Source organism: Amycolatopsis sp. NPDC098790 (assembly GCF_044759945.1).
Taxonomy (GTDB): Bacteria; Actinomycetota; Actinomycetes; order Mycobacteriales; family Pseudonocardiaceae; genus Amycolatopsis.
In genome coordinates this window covers 1,542,148-1,563,618 of record NZ_JBIWAI010000002.1, presented here as the reverse complement: position 1 = coordinate 1,563,618, position 21,471 = coordinate 1,542,148, and the positions used below count along the sequence as shown (strand labels likewise).

18 protein-coding genes are annotated in these 21,471 nt (G+C 71.9%); 3 read left to right on the top strand and 15 right to left on the bottom strand.

Going from position 1 to position 21,471, the window contains the following annotated elements; all coding sequences use genetic code 11:
• From ACIQWX_RS21000 to ACIQWX_RS20985, 4 genes are all read right to left on the bottom strand, one after another.
• Nucleotides 1–1,071, bottom strand: coding sequence for a MoxR family ATPase (locus ACIQWX_RS21000; RefSeq protein WP_086673929.1), 1,071 nt, complete (start codon nucleotides 1,069–1,071; stop codon nucleotides 1–3).
• A gap of 160 nt (nucleotides 1,072–1,231) precedes the next feature.
• A complete protein-coding gene (locus ACIQWX_RS20995) occupies nucleotides 1,232–1,777 on the bottom strand; it encodes a molybdenum cofactor guanylyltransferase (protein WP_400873313.1) in 546 nt (181 codons plus the stop codon).
• Between the two features lie 170 nt (nucleotides 1,778–1,947).
• The gene (locus ACIQWX_RS20990; RefSeq protein ID WP_400873310.1) at nucleotides 1,948–2,658 is read right to left on the bottom strand and encodes a methyltransferase domain-containing protein; all 711 of its coding nucleotides are present in this window, start codon (nucleotides 2,656–2,658) and stop codon (nucleotides 1,948–1,950) included.
• 44 nt (nucleotides 2,659–2,702) lie between these two features.
• Nucleotides 2,703–4,070, bottom strand: coding sequence for an NlpC/P60 family protein (locus tag ACIQWX_RS20985; protein ID WP_400873307.1), 1,368 nt, complete (start codon nucleotides 4,068–4,070; stop codon nucleotides 2,703–2,705).
• A 291-nt stretch (nucleotides 4,071–4,361) separates the two neighbouring features.
• Between ACIQWX_RS20985 and ACIQWX_RS20980 the strand changes: the two genes are divergently transcribed.
• The gene (locus ACIQWX_RS20980) at nucleotides 4,362–7,175 is read left to right on the top strand and encodes an aconitate hydratase (protein WP_400873304.1); all 2,814 of its coding nucleotides are present in this window, start codon (nucleotides 4,362–4,364) and stop codon (nucleotides 7,173–7,175) included.
• A 72-nt stretch (nucleotides 7,176–7,247) separates the two neighbouring features.
• Nucleotides 7,248–8,036: an alpha/beta fold hydrolase gene (locus tag ACIQWX_RS20975; RefSeq protein ID WP_400873301.1), complete on the top strand. Its 789-nt coding sequence runs from the start codon at nucleotides 7,248–7,250 to the stop codon at nucleotides 8,034–8,036.
• Here the strand turns inward: ACIQWX_RS20975 and ACIQWX_RS20970 are convergent.
• The 8 genes from ACIQWX_RS20970 to ACIQWX_RS20935 all read right to left on the bottom strand — a co-directional run bounded on the left by ACIQWX_RS20970 (nucleotide 8,033) and on the right by ACIQWX_RS20935 (nucleotide 16,957).
• Entirely contained in the window at nucleotides 8,033–8,737 is a 705-nt protein-coding gene (locus ACIQWX_RS20970) for an MgtC/SapB family protein (RefSeq protein ID WP_400873299.1), read from the bottom strand. The two genes, ACIQWX_RS20975 and ACIQWX_RS20970, sit on opposite strands and share 4 nt — an antisense overlap.
• 413 nt (nucleotides 8,738–9,150) lie before the next feature.
• A complete protein-coding gene (locus ACIQWX_RS20965; protein ID WP_400875839.1) occupies nucleotides 9,151–10,755 on the bottom strand; it encodes an alpha/beta hydrolase in 1,605 nt (534 codons plus the stop codon).
• Between the two features lie 358 nt (nucleotides 10,756–11,113).
• The gene (locus tag ACIQWX_RS20960) at nucleotides 11,114–11,533 is read right to left on the bottom strand and encodes a nitroreductase family deazaflavin-dependent oxidoreductase (RefSeq protein WP_400875836.1); all 420 of its coding nucleotides are present in this window, start codon (nucleotides 11,531–11,533) and stop codon (nucleotides 11,114–11,116) included.
• A gap of 46 nt (nucleotides 11,534–11,579) precedes the next feature.
• Nucleotides 11,580–12,557: an L-histidine N(alpha)-methyltransferase gene (egtD, locus tag ACIQWX_RS20955; protein ID WP_400873296.1), complete on the bottom strand. Its 978-nt coding sequence runs from the start codon at nucleotides 12,555–12,557 to the stop codon at nucleotides 11,580–11,582.
• Nucleotides 12,554–13,309, bottom strand: a complete 756-nt coding sequence (gene egtC, locus ACIQWX_RS20950) for an ergothioneine biosynthesis protein EgtC (protein WP_400873293.1) — start codon at nucleotides 13,307–13,309, stop codon at nucleotides 12,554–12,556. The genes egtD and egtC overlap by 4 nt, the downstream gene beginning before the upstream one ends.
• A 4-nt stretch (nucleotides 13,310–13,313) precedes the next feature.
• Complete coding sequence (gene egtB / locus ACIQWX_RS20945) at nucleotides 13,314–14,651, bottom strand: ergothioneine biosynthesis protein EgtB (protein WP_400873290.1); 1,338 nt, start codon at nucleotides 14,649–14,651, stop codon at nucleotides 13,314–13,316.
• Entirely contained in the window at nucleotides 14,648–15,910 is a 1,263-nt protein-coding gene (locus tag ACIQWX_RS20940; protein WP_400873287.1) for a glutamate-cysteine ligase family protein, read from the bottom strand. Before ACIQWX_RS20940 ends, egtB begins: the two co-directional genes overlap by 4 nt.
• Before the next feature lie 120 nt (nucleotides 15,911–16,030).
• The gene (locus tag ACIQWX_RS20935; RefSeq protein WP_400873284.1) at nucleotides 16,031–16,957 is read right to left on the bottom strand and encodes a LysR substrate-binding domain-containing protein; all 927 of its coding nucleotides are present in this window, start codon (nucleotides 16,955–16,957) and stop codon (nucleotides 16,031–16,033) included.
• Nucleotides 16,958–17,080: 123 nt separating this feature from the next.
• Here ACIQWX_RS20935 and ACIQWX_RS20930 point away from each other — a divergent pair, with 123 nt between their 5' ends.
• Nucleotides 17,081–18,280, top strand: coding sequence for a Glu/Leu/Phe/Val dehydrogenase dimerization domain-containing protein (locus ACIQWX_RS20930; protein WP_400873281.1), 1,200 nt, complete (start codon nucleotides 17,081–17,083; stop codon nucleotides 18,278–18,280).
• A 66-nt stretch (nucleotides 18,281–18,346) separates the two neighbouring features.
• Here the strand turns inward: ACIQWX_RS20930 and pip are convergent, their stop codons facing one another.
• The 3 genes from pip to ACIQWX_RS20915 all read right to left on the bottom strand — a co-directional run bounded on the left by pip (nucleotide 18,347) and on the right by ACIQWX_RS20915 (nucleotide 21,471).
• Complete coding sequence (gene pip, locus ACIQWX_RS20925; protein WP_400873278.1) at nucleotides 18,347–19,288, bottom strand: prolyl aminopeptidase; 942 nt, start codon at nucleotides 19,286–19,288, stop codon at nucleotides 18,347–18,349.
• Nucleotides 19,289–19,367: 79 nt separating this feature from the next.
• Nucleotides 19,368–20,096, bottom strand: coding sequence for an ESX secretion-associated protein EspG (locus ACIQWX_RS20920; RefSeq protein WP_400875834.1), 729 nt, complete (start codon nucleotides 20,094–20,096; stop codon nucleotides 19,368–19,370).
• 34 nt (nucleotides 20,097–20,130) lie between these two features.
• Complete coding sequence (locus ACIQWX_RS20915; RefSeq protein ID WP_400873275.1) at nucleotides 20,131–21,471, bottom strand: hypothetical protein; 1,341 nt, start codon at nucleotides 21,469–21,471, stop codon at nucleotides 20,131–20,133.

The window sequence follows — 21,471 nt, the reverse complement described above, 5'->3', positions numbered from 1 at the left end:
TTACCTGACCGGCGCGCCCGCCGGGACCGGGCCGCCCTGGCCGGCCCCGCCCTGCGGCCGGGCCGAGACCTGCGGCAGCGGCACGGTCTGCAGCACGCGCGTGATGATGTGGTCGATGGGCACGCCGTCGGCGAGCGCGTCGTAGGACAGCACGAGCCGGTGGCGCAGCACGTCCGGCACGACGTCGACGACGTCCTGCGGCAGCACGTAGTCGCGGCCGCGGACCAGGGCCAGCGCCCGGGCGGCGGCGATGATGCCGAGGCTCGCGCGCGGCGAAGCGCCGTAGGACACCCAGCCGGCGACGTCGGCGAGGCCGTGCTCGTTCGGCGTCCGGGTGGTCAGCACGAGCCGCACGACGTAGTCGACGAGCGCGTGGTGCACGAACACCTGCGACGCGACACCCTGCAGCCGGACCAGCTCGCCCGGGCTGAGCACCTCGTGCGGGGTGGGCGGCGTGACGCCCATCCGGTAGATGATCTCGCGCTCCTCCTCGGCGGAGGGGTACTCGACGAGGATCTTGAACAGGAAGCGGTCGCGCTGCGCCTCGGGCAGCGGGTAGACGCCCTCGTTCTCGATCGGGTTCTGGGTGGCGAGCACGAGGAACGGGTCGGGCATCGGGAACGTCTGCCCGCCGATCGACACGTGCCGTTCGGCCATCACCTCGAGCATCGCCGACTGGACCTTGGCGGGCGCGCGGTTGATCTCGTCGGCGAGCACGAAGTTCGCCACGACCGGGCCGAGCTCGACGTCGAAGCGCTCGGCGCCCTGGCGGTAGATCCGGGTGCCGAGGATGTCCGCGGGCACCAGGTCGGGCGTGAACTGGACGCGGGAGAACGAGCCACCGACGACCCGCGCGAACGTCTCGACGGCGAGCGTCTTCGCCACGCCGGGCACGCCTTCGAGCAGCAGGTGGCCCTTGGCCAGCAGGCCGACCAGCATCCGCTCGACCAGGCGGTCCTGGCCGACGATGATCCGCTTGACCTCGAACACGGTCCGCTCCAGCAACTGGGCGTCCCGCGCCGGTGTCGCCTGCTGGCCGTTCCCGCCCTCGGCGTAGCCGGGCTCGGTCACTCTGCCTCCTCGAAAGTTCGTGCGCCGCCCCCGCGACGGTGATCACGCGGTGCGACCGTACTGCGTCCCCCGGTCGTCCGTCGCATCCGGCACGCGGACGCGCGGGTTCGCCCCGTGAGTAGCCAACACCTCCCCCGGTGTGACATCTGTGAAGCTGCCTTCAGCGGTGGCGCTCGAGATCTTCGGGGGTGTCGATATCGTCCGCTTCGCCCCGTTCGGCCGGCACCTCGGTGACGCTCAGTCCGCCCAGCACCCGCCGCAGCGCCGCGTTCGCCACCTGCTCCGGCAACGCCGCCCGCAGCGCCGCGACCCGCCACGCGCCCAGCAGCCACTGCCGCGCGCCGGCCGCGTCGACCAGCACCGCGCCGTCGCCATCGCCGATCGCGGCGACCAGCCGGTCCACTGTGGACCGGCGGACGCCCGGGAGGTCGGCGGCCAGCACGGCAACCGTCTCGACGTCGTCCGGGACGAACGCGAGCCCGGCCGCCAGCGCGGCGACGGGCCCGGTGCCGGGCACCGGCTCCCGCGTCCACACGACGTCGAACCCGGGCCGCCGCGGCCCGACGGCGATCACCCGTTCGGCTCCCGCCAGCGCGTGGATCGCGCGGGCCAGCAACGGTTTCCCGCCCACCGACAGCGCCGGCTTGTCCACACCGGACAGTCTGCGTGCCGAACCCCCGGCCACCACGATCCCCGCGTACCGCATCCCGGGAGGCTAGCCGCTGGAGAGGAGCGAGGTGAAGCCGACGCCGGGCACGGCGCCCGGACCAAGGCGAGCCCCAGCAGCAACGCCACCACCACCGGCCCACACCACCACGGCACCCGCAGCGCGCTCGCGGGGCGCAGCCGCCCGGGCACCCCGAGCCGCGCCTGACCTCAGCGGCCCAGCACCAGGTACGCGAGGCCCAGCACGCCTCGGTAGTCGCGGACGTACTGTCGCAGCCGCTCGTCGAGCCACTCCCGGACCTCACCCGCCCGCGGGTCGGCCGGGTTCGCCAGCAGCCACTCCTGCCAGGCCAGCTTCGACGTCGACTCGAAGTCGTCCCATTCCAGCTGGTCGGCGGTGCTGACGTGCAGCACGCGCCAGCCGGCGGCGGCCGCGGCGTCCAGCAGCTCCGGCAGGGCGAGCGTGTCCGGCCCGAAGATCTCCAGCGCCGCCGGGTTCGGCGGGGCCGCCCAGAAGCCGTCGCCGTAGAGCACCCGGCCGGACGGAACCACCCGGGCGAGCCTTTCGAGCGCCGCCTTCGTCGAGCCGAAGGCGTGCGCGGCGCCGATGCAGAACGCGCGCTCGGCCGGGACGTCCCAGCCCGCGGCGTCCGCGGAGGTGAACTCCACCGCCAGGCCCCGCTCACGAGCCGCCACCCGGCCACGCTCGAGGAGAAGCTCGTCCGTGTCGACGCCGGTCGCGCGCAGGCCCGGTGCCCGCTCCGCCGCCCGCAGCAGCAGCTCGCCCCAGCCGCAGCCGAGGTCGACGAGGTGCCCTTCGTCCAGGGCCATCCGTTCGAGCAGCAGCGCAGCGTGGGGCTCGGACAGGGGCGTGTTCCAGCGCATCCGCGAGCGCCGCAGCGCGTTCAGTTCGTCGTCCACGCGGCCGATCATGGCGTCCGGCCGAGGAACGCGTCGAGCGAGTTTCAGCCGATCAAGCGGGTCGCGTACGGCATGATCCCGCCGTAGCGGACCGGCGCGATCCGGACGCGCAGGCCGGACTGAGGCGCCTCGACCATCTGGCCGCCGCCGAGGTAGAGCGCGACGTGGTGGATGCCGCCCGCGCCGCCCCAGAACAGCATGTCGCCGCGGCGCATCTGGGACAGCGGGACCCGGCGCCCGGCCGTGTACTGGTAGCCGCTGTAGTGCGGCAGGCCCTTGACCCCGGCGAAGGCGTAGATCATCAGGCCGGAGCAGTCGAAGCCGATCTTGTTGTAGTCGCCGTACCGGTCGGCGACGCCGCCGTCGCGGATGCCGCGGGTCGGCCCGCTCGCGTTGCCGCCGCCCCACGCGTACGGCAGGCCGATCTTCGACAGCGCCCGCGCGATGACCGCCTCGATCGACGAGCCGGCCGGGCCCGACGCCGGCTTGCTCGCCGGGCGGCCACCGCCACCGGACGAACCGAGCGCGGCCTGGCGGGCGCGTTCGTCGTCTTCGCGCTGCTTCTCGACGAGCCAGTCCTGGTAGCGCTGCCGCTGCCCCTGCAGGCCGCTGACCTTGGCCTGCGCGGTGTAGAGCTGCTGCTCGACGTCGGACTTGTTCTTCTCGAGCTGCGTGTTCTGGGTCGCCTGGCTGTCCTGCGCGCTGATCGCCCTGGCCTGCGCGGAGTCGGCGCTGGTCTTCGCCTCCCGGGCGGCATCCTGCTTCTGCTGGGCGTTCTCGGCGGCCTTGCGGGCCGCGGCGTCCTTGTTGGACTTCTCGGTCTGCGCCTGCTGGAGCCGGTCGAGGGCGTTGAGCCGGTCGCCGCCGACGGCGTCGAGCAGCTGCGCGCGGGCCAGCATGTCCTTCGGGCTGTCGGCGCTCAGGTACGCCGAGAGCGAGCCGACCGTGCTGCCCTGCTGGAAGCTCGCGGCGGCGAACGTCTTGAGGTCGTTGCGGGCCTTCTCGATCGCCGCGGCCGCCGCGTCCGCCTCGGTGCGGGCGGCCTTCGCGTCGTTCTCGGCCTGCGCGGCGGCGTCCTGCGCGGACTGCAGGTCGACCAGGGCCTTGTTGGCCTCTTCCTGCTTCAGCTCGACGTCGTCCTGCAGCTGCGACAGCTTCTGCTCGGCCTGGGCCAGCTGGTTGGTCAGCCTGCCGACTTCGCCGGCCTTCGCGTTGGCGTCGGCCTTGCTCGAATTGAGGTCCGAGTCGCTCGGGTTGGGCGGTGGCGGAGGCGCCGCGAGGCCCGTGCCGCCGGCGCCGAACAAGATCACCAAGGTGAGCGCGCTCACGGTGAGTCCACGGCGGGCCCGCGGCACCCCCGGACCCCCACGCCGTCCCGCCACGACCGCCCACCTCCGCTCACCTGCGCACATCGCGCGTCACTGCAGTCACACCACTATCACCCGCATCACCGGAAACTTACACACCGTAGGCACCAATTCCCCTCATTGAGGGACCCTCGTCGCGGATGGCGCAGCCCACACCGCGTGTCGTCTTGTCCGTTAAACAGGACGCGCGTACTGTTTGAGGCACCGCGAGGTGTGGCATCCCGAATCCGGTCCTACGGTGGGGGTGCGCAAGACTCGCCACCACCGAACCCGACCGAACTGACCCGGGACTCGACCGCCGCACCGGCGCGGAAGTCCACGCCACTGGAGTTAGACGTGACCGCACCTGCCAGCAAGGACAGCTTCGGCGCCAAAGACACGCTGAAGGTCGGCGACGCCTCGTACGAGGTGTTCCGCCTGAACAAGGTCGAAGGCGCCGAGCGCCTGCCGTACAGCCTGAAGATCCTGCTCGAGAACCTGCTGCGCACCGAGGACGGCGCGAACATCACCGCCGACCACATCCGCGCGCTCGGCTCGTGGGACCCGAACGCCGACCCGTCGATCGAGATCCAGTTCACGCCCGCCCGCGTGATCATGCAGGACTTCACCGGCGTGCCGTGCGTCGTCGACCTGGCCACCATGCGCGAGGCGGTCACCGACCTCGGCGGCGACCCCGACAAGGTCAACCCGCTCGCCCCGGCCGAGCTGGTCATCGACCACTCGGTGATCATCGACGTCTTCGGCCGCCCCGACGCCTTCGAGCGCAACGTCGAGATCGAGTACGAGCGCAACCGCGAGCGCTACCAGTTCCTGCGCTGGGGCCAGGGCGCCTTCGACGAGTTCAAGGTCGTCCCGCCGGGCACCGGCATCGTGCACCAGGTCAACATCGAACACCTCGCGCGCACGGTGATGGCCCGCAACGGGCAGGCCTACCCCGACTCCTGCGTCGGCACCGACTCGCACACCACCATGGTCAACGGCCTGGGCGTGCTGGGCTGGGGCGTCGGCGGCATCGAGGCCGAGGCGGCCATGCTGGGCCAGCCGGTGTCGATGCTCATCCCGCGCGTCGTCGGCTTCAAGCTGACCGGCGAGATCCCGGCCGGCGTCACCGCCACCGACGTCGTGCTCACGATCACCGAGATGCTGCGCCGCCACGGCGTGGTCGGCAAGTTCGTCGAGTTCTACGGCGAGAGCGTGTCCGCGGTGCCGCTGGCCAACCGCGCCACCATCGGCAACATGAGCCCGGAGTTCGGCTCCACCGCGGCGATCTTCCCGATCGACGAGGAGACCGTCCGCTACCTCAAGCTGACCGGCCGCTCGGCCGAGCAGGTCGCGCTGGTCGAGGCCTACGCCAAGGAGCAGGGCCTCTGGCACGACCCGTCGCGCGAGGCGTCCTACTCCGAGTACCTCGAGCTGGACCTTTCGACGGTCGTCCCGTCGATCGCCGGCCCGAAGCGCCCGCAGGACCGCATCGAGCTGTCGGACGCGAAGTCGTCGTTCCGCAAGTCGATCCACGACTACGTGGACGGCGAGGACCCGACGCCGCACACCAAGATGGACGAGGCCTCCGAGGAGTCCTTCCCGGCCAGCGACGCGCCGTCGCTGTCGTTCGCCGAGGACGACGCCGCGCCGGTCACCAGCTCCGCCGCGAACGGCGCGTCGGGCCGCCCGAGCAAGCCGGTCAAGGTCTCGACGCCGGACCGCGGCGAGTTCGTCCTCGACCACGGCGCCGTGGTGATCGCCTCGATCACCTCGTGCACCAACACCTCGAACCCGTCGGTCATGCTCGGCGCCGCGCTGCTCGCGCGCAACGCCGTGGACAAGGGCCTCGCGGTCAAGCCGTGGGTGAAGACGTCGATGGCGCCGGGTTCGCAGGTCGTCACCGACTACTACACCAAGGCCAACCTGTGGCCGTACCTGGAGAAGCTGGGCTACCACCTGGTCGGCTACGGCTGCACCACGTGCATCGGCAACTCGGGCCCGCTCTCGGACGAGATCTCCGCGGCGATCCAGGAGAACGACCTCACCGCGGTTTCGGTGCTCTCGGGCAACCGGAACTTCGAAGGCCGGATCAACCCCGACGTGAAGATGAACTACCTCGCGTCGCCGCCGCTGGTCATCGCCTACGCGCTGGCCGGCACGATGGACTTCGACTTCGCGAACCAGCCGCTGGGCCAGGACACGGACGGCAACGACGTCTTCCTGAAGGACATCTGGCCGACCGCGCAGGAGATCCAGGAGACCATCGACTACGCGATCACGCAGGAGATGTTCACCAAGGACTACGCCGACGTCTTCGACGGCGGCGAGCGCTGGAAGTCGCTGCCCACCCCGGAAGGCAAGACCTTCGAGTGGGACGCCGAGTCCACCTACGTCCGGAAGCCCCCGTACTTCGAGGGCATGACGCCGGAGCCGTCGGCGGTCACCGACATCACCGGCGCGCGCGTGCTGGCGAAGCTGGGCGACTCGGTCACCACCGACCACATCTCCCCCGCCGGCGCGATCAAGCCGGGCACCCCGGCCGCGCAGTACCTGACCGAGCACGGCGTGGAGAAGAAGGACTTCAACTCCTACGGCTCGCGCCGCGGCAACCACGAGGTGATGATCCGCGGCACGTTCGCGAACATCCGCCTGCGCAACCAGCTGCTGGACGACGTCCAGGGCGGCTACACGCGTGACTTCACGCAGGACGGCGCGCCGCAGGCGTTCATCTACGACGCGGCGCAGAACTACGCGTCGGCCGGGACGCCGCTGGTGGTGCTGGGCGGCAAGGAGTACGGCTCCGGTTCGTCGCGCGACTGGGCGGCCAAGGGCACCTCGCTGCTGGGCGTGCGCGCGGTCATCACCGAGTCGTTCGAGCGCATCCACCGCTCGAACCTGATCGGCATGGGCGTCATCCCGCTGCAGTTCCCGCAGGGCGAGTCGGCCTCGTCGCTGGGCCTCGACGGCACGGAGACGTTCGACATTTCGGGCATCACGGCGCTGAACGACGGCGACACGCCCCGCACGGTGCACGTCACCGCGACGAAGGCCGACGGCACGAAGGTGGAGTTCGAGGCGGACGTCCGCATCGACACCCCGGGTGAGGCGGACTACTACCGCAACGGCGGCATCCTGCAGTACGTGCTGCGGAAGATGACGCAGGCGTAAGGGTCACTGCTTTTCGGAGGGCCTCCCCGTCATCGCGACGGGGAGGCCCTCTTTTTGGCTACCGTGGAGGACATGGGGGAAATCGAGCTCGGCGACGGCACCCTGTCCTACGAAGAACGCGGCCGCGGTGAGCCGGTCGTGTTCCTGCACGCGGGCGGCATGACCCGCGCGATGTGGGACGGGCAGTTCACCCGGTTCGCGCGCGACCACCGCGTCATCCGCTACGACGGCCGCGGCGCGGGTGACTCGTCGAACCCGCCCGGCGAGTTCTCGCACCATGAAGACCTGAAGAAGCTGCTGGACGCGCTCGACGTCGACCGGCCGGTGCTGGTCGGCTGCTCGTTCGGCAGCCGCGTGTTCCTCGACTTCGCGGTGGCGTACCCGGACCGCGTCGGCGGCCTGGTGCTCGGCTCGCCGGGGATCAGCGGTATGGAGTTCCGGGATCCGTACGTCCTCGGCCTGCTGGCGAAGGCCGGCGAGGCGGCCCGCTCCGGCGACGGGCCCGCCCTGCTCGAATGCGTCCTGCGGCTGTGGGTCGACGGGCCGCACCGCACTCCCGGCGAGGTCGATCCGGCGGTCCGGAAGCTGTGCCGGGACATGCTGGTGGAGAACGCCGCGAAGGGCCACCCGGCGCCGGTCCTCGGCACCGAACTGGGCGCGATCGACCGGGTCGCGGAGATCGGCGTGCGCACCCTCGTGGTCACCGGGGACCTGGACTCGACCGACATCTTCGCCGTCGCGGACCTCCTCGACCGCGAAGCCCCGCACGCCCGCTGGACGAAGGTGCCGGGTGCCGCGCACATGGTCAACCTCGAGCAGCCCGCCCGGTTCGACGAGCTGCTCGAGGAGTTCCTCGGCTAAGCCGGCACGGCTTCCCAGCGGACGCTGGACACCGACGGCTCCAGCGAAAGCCGCGACACCGCCGCCTCCATCTGGGCGTCGTCGCGCTGGTCGCCGACCAGCTCGGCGCGGACCTCGACCGTGCGGTCCTCGCGGTCGGTGCTCAGCACCGACAGCAGCCGGAAGTCCGTGCGGGTCAGCGACTGCACGAGCAGCGCCCGCACGTGCGCCTCGGTCGCGTCGCGGGTGACGGCCTGGAACGCGTACCGCGTCGGCGTCTCGTCGCCCGCGTCCGGACGGCGGTCGACGACCCGGCCGAGCGGCCGCAGCACCACGTTCACCCCGACCACGACGGCGGTCCCGGCCGCCGCGATCGCGTACAGCCCGGACCCGGCGAGCGCGCCGACCGCGGCCGAGCACCACAGCGTCGCCGCGGTGTTGAGGCCACGGACGTTCAGCCCGTCCCGCAGGATGACGCCGGCACCGAGGAACCCGATGCCCGAGACGATCTGGGCCGCGACCCGCGTCGGGTCGGCGTCGCCGCTCGAAGCCAGCCCGCCGAAGCCGTGCGCGGACAGCAATACGAACAGCGTCGCGCCGACCGCGACCAGCGCGTTGGTGCGCAGCCCGGCCATCCGGGCGCGGAACTGGCGCTCGATCCCGATGACGGCACCCAGGCCGACGCCGGCGCCGACGCGCAGCAGCATTTCGAAGATGGTCATGTCCGACTCTTTTCCGGCGTGCGCGCACTGCCGGACAGGGGGCGGCCGGACTCAGCCCAGCCGGAAACCTCCGGTGAGCGCGCGCCCGGCCGTCCGATGACTGTCCGCTGGCATGTGCCGCTCACCTCGCTTCCGGTGCTCGTGGTTGATCAACTCGACCACTGTAGCCCTACTGCCAGTGCCGGCGCAGGTGCGGGACGAGGTCCTCGGGACGTTCGCCGGGGAAGAACAGCTTGACACCGGGTACTTCGACGACGTCGGTGACGCTGGGCACAGCGTCGCGGAAGGCGGCGCTGCGGCGTGACCGCCGGGTCGCCGATGCGGAGGCGGCCGCCGAGGACGTGCTGGACCGGTTGCCGGGCAAGTGGAACGGGCCGGGGCGAGAGCGTCACCCCGGCCCGTTTCACTTGCTGCTAAGCGGTTTCGAACGGCTGGACGTTCGGCTGGAACACCTGGCCGTTCGCCGGCACCTTGAGGTCGGTCAGGTAGTCGGCCACGGCCTTGTCGACGCCGAGCGCGTCGCCGAGGATGCAGTGGCCGAACGCGTCGACCGACAGCAGCCGCGCGTTGCCGAGCTCGGCCGCCATCCGCTGGGCGAACCGGTACTGCGTCGCCGGGTCGTAGTAGTTGCCGACCACGACGACCGGGACGTCGGTCTTGGCCCGCCACGGGCCGCGGTAGGCGTCCGGCTTCTTCGCCGGCCACACCGGGCAGCCCGCCGTGTCGGCGAACGCCTGGTAGCGGCCGAAGGTGCGCGACTCGCGCTCCCACTTGGCGGCGATGTCCGGCACCTGCTCCTGCTTGATCCGGAACGGCTTGTCGGAGCAGTTGACGGCGAAGTACGAGTCGTCGCTCGTGTAGGGGCTGTCCGGGTTCTGGTCGGCCAGGCCCTGCTTGCCGCCCGTGAGCACCTTCAGCTGCTTGGCCTGCAAGGCTTGCGCCTGCACGCCCGCCGGGTGGATGACGTTGTACAGCGCCTGCAGGTCCTCGGCCAGGCCGGGGAACGCCGACGGCGAGTACAGCACGCTCGAAACCCCGCCGGTGAAGCTGTTGATGTCCACCGTGCCGCCACCGGGGATGGTGATCGGCTGCTTGCGGAGGTACTCGCGCAGCTCGTCGAACTTCGCCCGCGGGGTGCCGTCGCTGAAGGCGCACTTGGCGCCCACCTGGTCACACCGCTTGAGGAAGCCGTCGAGCGAGATTTCGAAGCCCTGCGCGCGTTCCCGGTCGTACTGGACGCCGTCGCTGGTGCGCAGCGCCGGGTCGACGTTGCCGTCGATGACGATCGCGCGCGACTGCTTCGGGAACATCGAGGTGTAGGTCGAGCCGATCAGCGTCCCGTAGGAGAAGCCGACGAAGGTCAGCTTCTGGTCGCCGACCGCCGCGCGCAGCTTGTCGAGGTCGCGCACGACGTCCTTGGTGGACATGTGGTTCAGCAGCGAACCCGCGTTGTTCTTGCAGAACCGGCCGTAGTCGCGGTAGCTCGCGAGGGTGCCGGAGATCTCGGCGCGCGTCAGCGGCACCGGGATCTGGGCGCCGAAGACCTCGTCGGCGTCCTCCTGGGTGGTGAAGCAGCGCAACGGGTTGCTCTGCCCGACGCCGCGCGGGTCGAACCCGACGAGGTCGAACCGGTCGAGCACCTGCGGCTGGAAGTAGTACTGCCCGCTGATCGGCATCCGCAGGCCCGAGCCGCCGGGGCCGCCGGGGTTGAGGAACAGCGAGCCGACGCGCTTGTCGGGCGTGCGGGCAGCGCGCTTGAGCAGCGCGATGTCGATGGTGCCCAACGAGGCGTTGTCGTGGTCGATCGGCACGCGGTAGCGCGCGCAGCTGTAGAACTTGACCTGGTCCGCGGGCACGCCCGCGAGGGTGTCGGTCGAGCAGGTGCCCCAGTCGACGGGGGCGGTCGCCCCGACGACGGCGGGCTTGGCGACGGTGTCTTCGGCCGCCGCCGCGGTGCCGGCCGTCCCGGCCAGTCCCACGCCGGCCACGAGCGCCCCCACCAGTGCGAACGACCGCACCCGGCCCTGTGTGGATCTCGGCAAGACGTCTCCTCCCTGAGTGACGCATTCGCCGCGCGCACTGAAGACGTCACGGCGCGTTACCCGGGAGAGACTGGCACAAACCGGTGAAAGCCGTCACCGGCCAAAAGGATGGTGGGAAGCTACCGGGCCACCGGGGTGAGCACGAAAACCGGCAACGGACGGCTCGCCTCTCGCTACTCCATCCGGTACCCGGGCGCTTTCGCGCCGCCATCGCAGACCGGATCCGCCGCCGCGCACACCACACCACGCCAGCACTCCCAGCTCAGCAAAAGCCAGGAACGGCCGAACTCGCACTACGCCGACTCAGCTCCCACACGCCGCACGTCGGCACCCCTCAGCGAACCCCGCTCAACACGAAAACCGGCAACGGACGGCCTGCCTCGCGTTGCTCCATCCGGTACCCCGGCCAGAACTCCAGCAGCTCCCGCCACATGGCGTCGTACTCCTCGCCGTGCAGTTCCCGCGCCACCACCTCGCTCGGCCGTCCCTTCAGCGCGACCTCCGCCTTCGGGTTCGCCCGGAGGTTCAGCGCCCACGCCGGGTCGTTCGGGCGGCCCCAGTTCGAGGCCGTCAGGACCAGGTCGCCGCCGTGGGGGAAGTACAGGAGGTTCGTGCTGCGGGGCTGCCCGCTCTTGCGGCCCGTCGTCGTGAGGCGCAGCGACGGCAGGCCGGCGAGCGCCACCAGGCTCACCCGCCCACCGAACGCCTTGTGCAGTTTCTTGTCCGCCCACACGACGAACCCGGCCGTGCGCATCAGCCACGGCCGGGTTCCGACGGCCCGGGCGAGCGCCCGGAGAGGATTAGCCACGCACCGATCTTGCCAGGCTCACCCCGAACCGCTGCTGGGAGTCGGTCCACCAGCGCTCCAGCGCGAACCCGGCCGCGGCCAGCTCCGCTTCCACGCCGGCCGGGCGGAACTTGGCCGAGATCTCCGTCCGGATGTGCTCCCCTTCGGTGAACGAAACCGTGAGGTCCGCGCCGGGGATGTCGACGGTCAGCGCACGCCGGGCCCGCAGGCGCATCTCGATCCACTCGTTCTCCGCGTCCCAGTGGGACACGTGCTCGAACTCGTCGACGTCGAAGTTCGCGCCGAGCCGGCTGTTGATCACCCGCAGGACGTTCTTGTCGAACTCGCCGGTGACCCCGGCGGCGTCGTCGTAGGCCCGTTCGAGGATGCCCGGGTCCTTGACGAGGTCGGTGCCGAGCAGCAGCCACTCCCCCTCGTCCAGCACTTCACGCACCGAGCGCAGGAACGTCGCGCGCTCGGCGGGGAGGAAGTTGCCGATCGTGCCGCCGAGGAAGGCCACCACGCGCGGCTGGCCGCCGGGCAGCAGGTCGAGGTGCTGGGTGAAGTCGCCGACGACCCCGCGGACGGTCAGTCCCGGGTAGTCCTTCGAGATCGCCTCGGCGGCATCGGCCAGCGCCGACTCGGACACGTCGAGCGGGACGAACGCTTCCAGGCTGCCGTGCCCGGTGAGCGCGTCGAGCAGCAGGCGGGTCTTCTCGCTCGAGCCGGACCCGAGTTCGACGAGCGTGTGCGCGCCGGTCAGCTGCGCGACGTCGCCGGCGTGCGCGGCCAGCACCTCGCGCTCGCTGCGGGTCGGGTAGTACTCCGGCAGCTGGGTGATCTTCTCGAACAGCTCGCTGCCCTCGGCGTCGTAGAACCACTTGGGCGGCAGCCACTTCCGCTCGGCCGTGAGCCCGGCGACGACGTCCGCACGCAGTTCCGCGGTGACGGCGTCGCCGGAGCGGTGGTGGTCGAGGTCGATCTCGGTCATGAACGCTCCTGGGTCAGGGGAAGCAGGTCGACGCCGGCCGCGGTGGCGCGCACGGCGTGGTGGTCGGGGACGGGCCGCCAGCGCGGGTCGCCGTCGAGGGGTTCGGACGCCAGCCACACGCCGGCCGGGGTCTCCAGCACGGACAGCGCGTGCGTCCAAGCGGTACCGATGAGGGTCGAGCCGTCGGTGAGCAGGAAGTTGAGCCGGGAACCGGGCGCGGCCGCTTCGACGGCGGTGGTCAGCTCCGCCACCGCCGTCAGCGGGTCCTCGCCCGTGGCGAGCCGGGCGCGCAGCAACGCCCAGAGCACCACCGAGTCTGTCGGCGCCTCCAGCGTCAGCAGTTCGGTGACCGGCAGGGTCTTGGCCAGTTCGGCCAGCGCGTCCGGGTAGCCGCGGACGACGCCGTTGTGGCTGAACAGCCAGGGCCCGGCGATGAACGGCGCCGCGGCCGCTTCGGTCACCGGCAGGCCGGTGGTGCCGTTGCGGACCGCGGCGACGAACGCGCCCGAGGTCACCGCCGCGGCCAGCGGCGGCAACGTCTCGTCCGTCCACAGTGGAGTCGAACGCCGGTGGCGCAGCGGGGCCGAGCCCGGGCCGGGGTACCACCCCAGCCCGAACCCGTCCGCGTTGACCGAACCGCCGCCACGCATGTCCGCCGGCGCGTAGGACTGCACCAGCAACGCGTGCGGGGCGCGGAAAACCGCCTCGGCGGGCGAAACCGGCTCGCCGAGGTATCCGAGGTGGCGGCACATGCGCCTAGCCCACCTCGCCGGGTGCCGCGTCGCGGGCCGTGCGGAAGCCGGCGAAGATCTGCCGCCGGATCGGGTAGTCCCAGTTGCGGAACGTGCCGCGGATCGCCGCCGAGTCGGTGCCGAACGAGCCGCCGCGCAGCACCTTGTACTCGGGTCCGAAGAAGACTTCCGAGTACTCCCGGTACGGGAACGGCGCGAAGCCCGGGTAGCCGTGCAGATCGGTGCTCGTCCACTCCCAGACGTCGCCGATCAGCTGGTGCACGCCGGTCGGCGACGCACCGGCCGGGTACGCCCCCGCCGGTGCCGGGCGCAGGTGCCGCTGGCCGAGGTTGGCGTGCTCGGCCGTCGGTTCGTCGTCGCCCCAAGGGAACCGCCGCGACCGGCCGGTCGCCGGGTCGAACCGGGCGGCCTTCTCCCACTCCGCCTCGGTCGGCAGCCGCCGCCCGGCCCAGGCCGCGTACGCCTCGGCTTCGTGGTACGAGACGTGCACGACCGGCTCGTCGGCGGGCACGCGCTCGTAGACGCCGAACGCCGTGCGCCACCAGCCGTCCTGCTCGCGCTTCCAGAACCGCGGCGCGGTGATGCCGTGGTCGGTCCGGTAGGCCCACCCCGCCGGGCTCCACCAGCGCTCGTCGTCGTAGCCGCCGCCGTCGAGGAACTCGGCGTAGGCGCCGCCCGTCACCGGGACGGTGTCCATCCAGAACGCTTCGACGGCGATCTCGTGCGCCGGGCGCTCGTTGTCCAGCGCCCAGGGCTCGGCCGACGTGCCCATCGTGAACGCCCCGCCCGGCACCAGCACTTCGGCGGGCAGGGTGCCCGACCGCGCGGGCGGCGGCTCCGGCGCGTGCAGCACCGGGTCGCCCTTGCGCAGCTGGTGGGTGGCCAGCATCGTCTCGTCGTGCTGCTGCTCGTGCTGGGTGATCATGCCGAACGCGAAGGCCTGTTCGGTCAGCCGCCGCCCCTCCATCGGCGCGTGCTCCAGCACGTCGAACGCCTTCTCGCGGACCTGCTTGACGTACGCGCGCGCCTCGGCCGGGCCGAGCAGCGGCAGCTCCGGCCGGTCGGCGCGGGCGTGCTGGAACGCGTCGTAGATGTCGTCGATGTCCGGGCGCAGCGGCTCGCGGCCGCCGACGTCGCGGACCAGCCAGAGTTCTTCTTGGACGCCGATGTGCGCGAGGTCCCAGACCAGCGGCGACATCAGCTTGGAGTGCTGGCGGACGAGGTCTTCGTCGTCCACGGCGTCGGTCAGCGCCACGCTGCGCGCCCGCGCCCTGGTCAGTGCTTCGGCCGCCCGGGCGCGCAGGTCCTGCGCGCTCAGGTCGCCCAGTGCTTCCGTGCTCATGCTCCGCTCCTCGATCGGTTCGCGCGCCCCTGCACGCTTTCGCTGATCTCGGTGATCGACTCTTCCGCCAGCCCGGTCACGCCCAGCTCGGCGCAGCCGAGGTCGGCCAGCGCCGCCGCGACGGCCGCCAGTTCCGGGTCGTCCAGTCCCCGCCGCGCCGCCTCGGTCCACCGGTCCGCCACCGGCGCGCAGACCGTCCGCACCTTGTCCACAGTGGACGGCCGGGCGAGCAGCGCCGAGACCAGCGCCACCGGCGCCAGCCACTCGTCCGGCGGTTGCGCGTCGAGGTACCGGATCTCCAGGTAGCCCTGGGGCCGGACCGGCGTGAACATCGTGGTGAGGTGGTAGTCGAGGTCCGCCGCCGTCGGTTTCGGCAGCAGGGCGGCCGCGCCCTTGCCCTCGATCCAGTCGGCGAAGGTCAGCCCCTCCGGCGCGTCCCACGGCCGGTCGCCGCGGGGCAGCACCATCAGGGGCGTGTCCATCAGGCGCCCGGCCCACGCTCCGGCGGGGTCGTCGCCGGTGACGCCGGACGTGCGCGTGCGGATCGCCTCCGTGTCGTGCACCGCGAGCCAGCGCGCGGAGGCGTGTCCCGTGTCCTGTCCGGCGTGGACGCGGGAGTTGGCGAAGAGGGCGAGCAGCGGCGGGCCCATCGCGTGGGCCGCCGCCCACCGGGCCGCGTAGTGCTCGGGCTCCCCCGCGTCGAGGCAGACCTGCAGGCCCGCGGTGCTGCACATCATCGTGATGCCACCGGGACCGATGGGGGCGAACCGCCGTTCCATCGCCGCGTACCGCGGGGTGTGCAGGACCCGGCGCGGCGCGCGGTGGGCGTCGATGCCCGTTTCGCCCAGCACGAGGCCGTGCCGGGCGAGACGGTCGCGCAGGTGGTGGAGGTCGGCCGAGACGACTGCGTCGAGGTCGCGCAGCGAGGCCTGGGGAAGAGCCGAGATTTCGACCTGGCACCCGGGTTCGAGGCTCACGGGTGAGCCGGCCGGGAGCGGCGAAGCGGGGCTGTCGGGGCGGAGCGTCCGCGGGGTGTGCGGACCCAGCGCCGTGGCGAGGACGTCGGGATCGAGGGGTCTGGCCGGGTCATCGGCATGGTGCACGGTGAACTCCAGCTCCACGCCGGTCAGGCGGGGTGGTCCGTGCTTGAAACACACCGATGCGACGTACGCCTCGCCGGCCGCGCGGTCCGCCAGGACCCGCGCGGTACGGTTCGACGCACTCCCCGACTTCTCGGGAAAATGGTGCACCGCTGTCATGTCCGTTCCTGTTCCGTGTGGTGGAACTTCTTGACTTCGGACGCTACACGCGGGGTACGACAAAATCAGGCCGGATCTTGCGGTGCAAGACGGGTTCACCACTCCGTAAGAAGTCCCGGATCAGGGCAAAGCGGACTCCGTGCCCAGGCCGAGCGAGGCCGCCGAAGCCCGCACGGCCTCGATCACCAGGTGCAACGCGGGCCGCCGGAACGCGGTGCGGCGGTAGGCGATCGACACCGTCCGCAGCAGCGGTGTGGTGAGCGCGACGACGTCGATCCCGGGTGGCCGCAGCAGCCGCAGGCCCAGGTCGGAGACGAGCGTGACGCCGAGCCCGGCGCCCACCATCGCCATCGCCGTGGACTGCTCTTCGACCTCGTGGTTGATCTTCGGGGCGAAGCCGTGGCGCTGGCAGGCCGTGCGCATCGCCCGGCCGAAGTGCGACTTCGGGCTGGCCAGGATCCACGGGTGCTCGGCGAGCTCGTCGAGGGAGGCCGAGCCCGACGGCACCGCGCCCCGCGGCACCGCCGCGTGCAGCCGCTCGACCGCCACGACGGCGCGTTCCAGCCCGGCGTCCCACTGCGTCGGCGCGTCGGAGTAGTCGATCACGAACGACAGGTCGAGGGTGCCGTCGCGGACCGCGTCGGCGGTGTCCTCCGGCGCCAGCTCCCGCGTGCGCACCTCGATGCCGGGGTGCTCGCCGGCCAGCGCCGTCAGCGCCGTCGGCAGCAACCCCGAGGCGACCGACGCCCAGACGCCGGCGGTCAGCCGGACCGTGCGGGCTTCCTGGGCCTCTTCCAGTGCCAGCGTCGCCCGTTCGACCGAACCGAGGATCTCCTCGGCGTGCTCCGTCAGCAGGTTGCCCAGCTCGGTCAACTGGACGCGCCGGCCGAGCCGTTCGAACAGCTTCGCGCCGACGTCGCGCTCCAGCTGCGCGAGCTGCTGAGAGACCGCCGAAGCGGTGTAGTGCAGCGAAGCGGCTGCCGCCGTCACCGTCCCCCGGCGGTGCAGCTCGCGCAGCATCCGCAAGCGGTGCAACGAAAGCTCCATACACCAAACCTAAACGAGATCGTGCAGGTTCGTTAAATGGACGCGGGGGCCGTCCGGAGCGCACGCTCGGGGAAGGCGGCCGACAACGACCGCCCCGGACTTCCCTGGAGGTGAGTGGCCCTGATGACCCCGCGCAACGCCGAGCCGCTGATGCGTCTCACGTGGACCGATTCCATCACCGGCGCGCACGGCTACCTGGTCGTGCACAGCCTGGTCTCCGGCGTCGCCACCGGCGGCACCCGGATGCGGGCGGGCTGCACGATGAGCGAGGTCGAGGACCTCGCCCGGGGCATGGCCAACAAGACCGCGACCTTCAACCTGCCGGTCGGCGGCGCGAAGGGCGGCATCGACTTCGACCCGAAGGACCCGCGGGCGTTCGGCGTGCTGAAGCGGTTCTGCGCGTTCCTGCGGCCGTGGCTGGACGCGCACTGGGTGACCGCCGAGGACCTCGGCGTGCCCCAGCACCTGATCGACGAGGTGTTCGCCGAGCTCGGGCTGGAGCAGTCGTACCACGCGGCGATCGGCCGTTCGGCGGACCCGGCGCGCACCCTGCGCCGCGTCCAGGCCGGCCTCAACGCGCCGGTGCCCGGCGGGCTGCTGCTCGGCGACGTCGTCGGCGGCTACGGCGTGGCGCAGGCCTGCCTCGGCGTCGCGGCGGCGTGGGACTGGGACGTGCGCGGGACGACCGTGGCGATCCAGGGCATCGGCACCATGGGCGGCGGCGCGGCCTGGTACCTGCACGAAGCCGGGATGAAGGTGGTCGCGGTGGCCGACGCCGCGGGCACGCTGTACGACCCGGCCGGCCTCGACGTCCCGGCGCTGCTGGAGCTGCGCGACCGCTTCGGCGAAGTCGACCGGACTCGCCTGCCCGCCGGGGTGCGTTCACTGCCCCGCGAGACGGTCGTCGGCATCGACGCGGACATCTTCGTGCCCGCCGCGATCTCCTACGCGCTCCGGCCGGACAACGAGAACCTGGTCAAGGCCGCGGTCGTCGTCGAGGCGGCCAACGCGGCGACGACGCCGGAAGCCGAAGCGGCCCTCTCGGCCCGCGGGGTCGCGGTGGTGCCCGACTTCGTCGCCAACGCGGGCGCGGCGGCGTGGGCGTGGTGGCTGCTGCTGGGCGAGGTCGGCGCGGACCCGGCCGACTCGTTCCTGCGGCTGCGCACGGAGATGCAGTCGAAGGTGGCACTGCTGCTGGCCGAGTGGAACATGGACCGGCTGCCGCTGCGCATCACCGGGCTGAAACTGGCCGAGGCCAACCGGGCCCAGCGCGCCGAAGCGGCGCTCGCGCCGGAGGGTGAGCCGGGGCTGCTCATCCCGTGAGCAGTCTGCCGCGGCTTGTCGTGAGTGAGAAACAGGGCTAGAACACTGTTTCTCACTCACGACCGGCTAGCGGGCGAAGCGGTCGGTCGCGCCGACGAGCACGTCCTGCATCGGTGCGTCCTGGGTGGAGTGCCCGATGTCGTCCAGCATGACCAGTTCGCTGCCCGGCCAGCCGTGGTGCAGCAGCCACGGCGTCCCGACGATGTTGCTCGTGTCGAGCACGCCCTGGGCGAGGACGGCGGGGATCCCGGCGAGCTTGCCGAGGTTCCGCAGGATTTCGCCGTCGGGCAGGAAAGCGCGGTTGCTGAAGTAGTGCGTGACCAGCCGGGCGAAGCAGAGCTGGAAGGCGGGGTCCTCGAAGGACTTGTACGGGGGCACGCCCGGCAGCATCGCGTCTTCCCAGGCGCACCAGTCGTCGGCGGCCTTGCGGTGGACCGCCGGGTCGGGGTCCATCAGCAACCGGTGGTAGGCGGCGGACAGATCGCCGTCTCGCTCGCTCTCGGGCACGCCTTGGCGGAACTTCTCGAAGGCTTCCGGGAAGTACGCCCCGAGACCGCGGACGAGCATCTCGATCTCGATGAACCGGTCGGTCGCCAGGCCCATCAGGACCATTTCGCTGACCCGGTCGGTGTGCCGCAGCGCGTAGGTCAGGCTGAGGACGCATCCCCAGGAACCGCCGAACAGCAGCCACTTCTCGATGCCGAGCCGGGTGCGCAGCAGCTCGAAGTCCGCGACGAGGTGGTCGGTGGTGTTGGCGGACAGGTCGGCGACCGGGGCGCCGGCGTGCGGAAGGCTGCGGCCGCAGCCGCGCTGGTCGACGAGCACGACCCGGTACTTCGCCGGGTCGAAGTACCGGCGCAGGTTCGTCGAACAGCCGGAGCCGGGACCGCCGTGCACCACCAGTGCGGCCTTGCCGTCCGGGTTCCCGCAGGTCTCCCAGTAGATCTCGTGCCCGTCGCCGACGTCGAGCAGGCCGTGCTCGTACGGCTCGATCTCGGGGTACAGCATCAGCGCGTCCTTCCACCCGGAATACAACAGCGCTGTCACATTAGTCGCCGAGACACTCGGGCGCACGGCCTTTTCGGGCTCAGACCAGGGCGCCGGCCAGCTCCATGAGCGTGTCGGCCAGTTCGCGCGGGCCCGCCGGGCCGATGTGGATGACGGCGTCGTCGCCCGCGCCCGAGGTGTAGCTGAGGTAGCGGCCCCAGTCCGTGTCGGCGTAGTGCAGCGGCTGCTGCAGGCAGGTGTGGCGGCCGACGTCGTCCCGGCGTCCGACGTAGAGCTCGCCGCTGCCCGAAACCGGCCGCTGCACCAGGCTGACGACGTCGGCGACCGCCGGGGCGAGCGGGTAGGCGTCCTGACCGCGGCGGGCCGCCTCGGCCAGGTCCGCCACCCGGACCGTGCGCGGGTGGCCGCCGCCGGCGCCCACAGGCGGCAGCTGCTCCACGAGCGACTCGGCGAGCCGGTTCCGGTCGATCTCCTGGACGCCGACATGCTGGCCGTCGGAGACGGCCAGCACCGCCTGAAGGCCCTTCGCGGCGGCGAGCACGCCGTAGGTCTGGCCGTCGACGCCGACCCAGCCGTAGCACTCCCGCGCCGGGTTGACCAGCAGCGGGAGCCAGTCGAGGAAGTCGACACCGGCCCGGCCGCGCGAATCGACCAGCCCGGCCTCGGCCAGCGCGGCGTCGACCCGCTTGTCCGCCTCGGCGCGCTCCTCGTCCGAGAGCCACAGCGGCTCCGGGCGAAGGGTAATGTGCAGCTGACCGACCTGCTCGCGCTCGGCCAGTGCGGCCAGCGCCTCGACCGGAACGTCCACCCGGCCTGTTGCCACGTCCACCCGCCTACTCGCTCTACTCGCCGATGACCGGCGGACTGGTCCGCTGGTCGGTGCCGAAGATGGCGTCCGGGTCCGCCTCGATCAGGAAGTCCGGCCGCTGGTGCTCATCATCTTCCTCGCCTTCGCCCCGCCGGCCGCCGGGGCCCATCGGCCCCATCTGCCCGGAGCGCCCGGCCGCCGACCGCGCGGCGGCGGCCTCCGCGGCGGCCGCGTTGCCGAGGCTGCCCATGCCGGAACCGCGGCCGCTGCCGAGGCCCCGCTCCCCCGCACCGCTGCCTCCGCCGGTGCTGCCGCTGCCGCTCCCGGTGCCGCTGATCGGCCGTCCGTTCGAGTCGAGCAGCCGGCTGCCGGCGTTGCCACTGGTCGGCCCGCGGCCGGGGGCGTTGGGGTCGCTGCCGTAGGTGTTCGAGAAGTTCTGGCCCCCGCCCCCGCCGGTGTTGGTGGGGTAGAAGTCGACGCCCCCGGTCCCGGGCGGCGTCTTGCCGGGCCGGTCCGTGGTCCGCTGGTCGGTGGGCAGCTGCGTCGTCGGCGGCCAGGTGGTGTTGGTCGGCCGGGTGGTGTCGGTCGGACGCGTGGTGTCCGTCGGCCGGGTGGTGTCGGTGGGACGGCCGGTGGTATCGGTCGGCCGGCCCGTCGTGTCGGTCGGGCGGCCGGTGTTGTCGGTCTGCCCGGGCTTGTCGGAGCCGCCGGTGTGCGTGGTGTCGACGCTGGTGGTCGAGGTGCTGTCGTCGTCCCCACCAGGCGGGTTCGGCTTCAGCTCGTGCTCGTCGATGATCAAGGGCCGGATCGGCGGGGGCGGCGGCGGCGTGTTGACGGCGATGGACGCGCCGTCCTCCTCGAGGACGCCGTAGTTCGTGGGCATCGTCGCGGTCGTGCCGTCGGTGGCCCTGCTGTACTGGTCCATCACGCGGACGTTGGTCTCGTTCGCCGCGTTGTACCTGGCCATCCCCTCCTGGTAGGAGTCGATGTCGTCCTTGGCCATGAACGGCCCGGCGATCGGGATGGCGGCTTTGAGACCGACGCTCCACGGGCTCGGCTTGTCCGGCTTCGGCGGCACCTCGACGACGGTGTTGCCGGACTGGTCGAAGACGGCCGCCTGGGTGTCGACGGAAAACTTCGTCTCGTCGAGCGGCAGAGCGGTCTCGGCGAAGGCCAGCTCGAGCGGACCCGCCCCCGCGTTGGCGGCGTCGGCGGCGTCGCCCGTCCAGGCGTTCAGCATCCGGTTCTGCAGTGCCTTGATGCCCTCCGCACGCGCCTGGTATGCCTCGGAGAGCTTGTTCACCGACTCCGACATCCGCCGGAGCCCGTCGGTGTCGCCCTGTTTGAAGTTGTCGTAGATCTGCTTGCCGTCCAC

Bases quoted from the DNA above. Each gene is read 5' to 3' on its own strand.
- ACIQWX_RS20995 (WP_400873313.1), bottom strand. From the start codon at position 1,777: ATGCGGTACGCGGGGATCGTGGTGGCCGGGGGTTCGGCACGCAGACTG.
- ACIQWX_RS20985 (WP_400873307.1), bottom strand. From the start codon at position 4,070: ATGTGCGCAGGTGAGCGGAGGTGGGCGGTCGTGGCGGGACGGCGTGGG.
- ACIQWX_RS20975 (WP_400873301.1), top strand. From the start codon at position 7,248: ATGGGGGAAATCGAGCTCGGCGACGGCACCCTGTCCTACGAAGAACGC.
- ACIQWX_RS20970 (WP_400873299.1), bottom strand. From the start codon at position 8,737: ATGACCATCTTCGAAATGCTGCTGCGCGTCGGCGCCGGCGTCGGCCTG.
- ACIQWX_RS20960 (WP_400875836.1), bottom strand. From the start codon at position 11,533: ATGCGCACGGCCGGGTTCGTCGTGTGGGCGGACAAGAAACTGCACAAG.
- egtD (WP_400873296.1), bottom strand. From the start codon at position 12,557: ATGACCGAGATCGACCTCGACCACCACCGCTCCGGCGACGCCGTCACC.
- egtC (WP_400873293.1), bottom strand. From the start codon at position 13,309: ATGTGCCGCCACCTCGGATACCTCGGCGAGCCGGTTTCGCCCGCCGAG.
- egtB (WP_400873290.1), bottom strand. From the start codon at position 14,651: ATGAGCACGGAAGCACTGGGCGACCTGAGCGCGCAGGACCTGCGCGCC.
- ACIQWX_RS20940 (WP_400873287.1), bottom strand. From the start codon at position 15,910: ATGACAGCGGTGCACCATTTTCCCGAGAAGTCGGGGAGTGCGTCGAAC.
- ACIQWX_RS20935 (WP_400873284.1), bottom strand. From the start codon at position 16,957: ATGGAGCTTTCGTTGCACCGCTTGCGGATGCTGCGCGAGCTGCACCGC.
- ACIQWX_RS20930 (WP_400873281.1), top strand. From the start codon at position 17,081: ATGACCCCGCGCAACGCCGAGCCGCTGATGCGTCTCACGTGGACCGAT.
- pip (WP_400873278.1), bottom strand. From the start codon at position 19,288: ATGCTGTACCCCGAGATCGAGCCGTACGAGCACGGCCTGCTCGACGTC.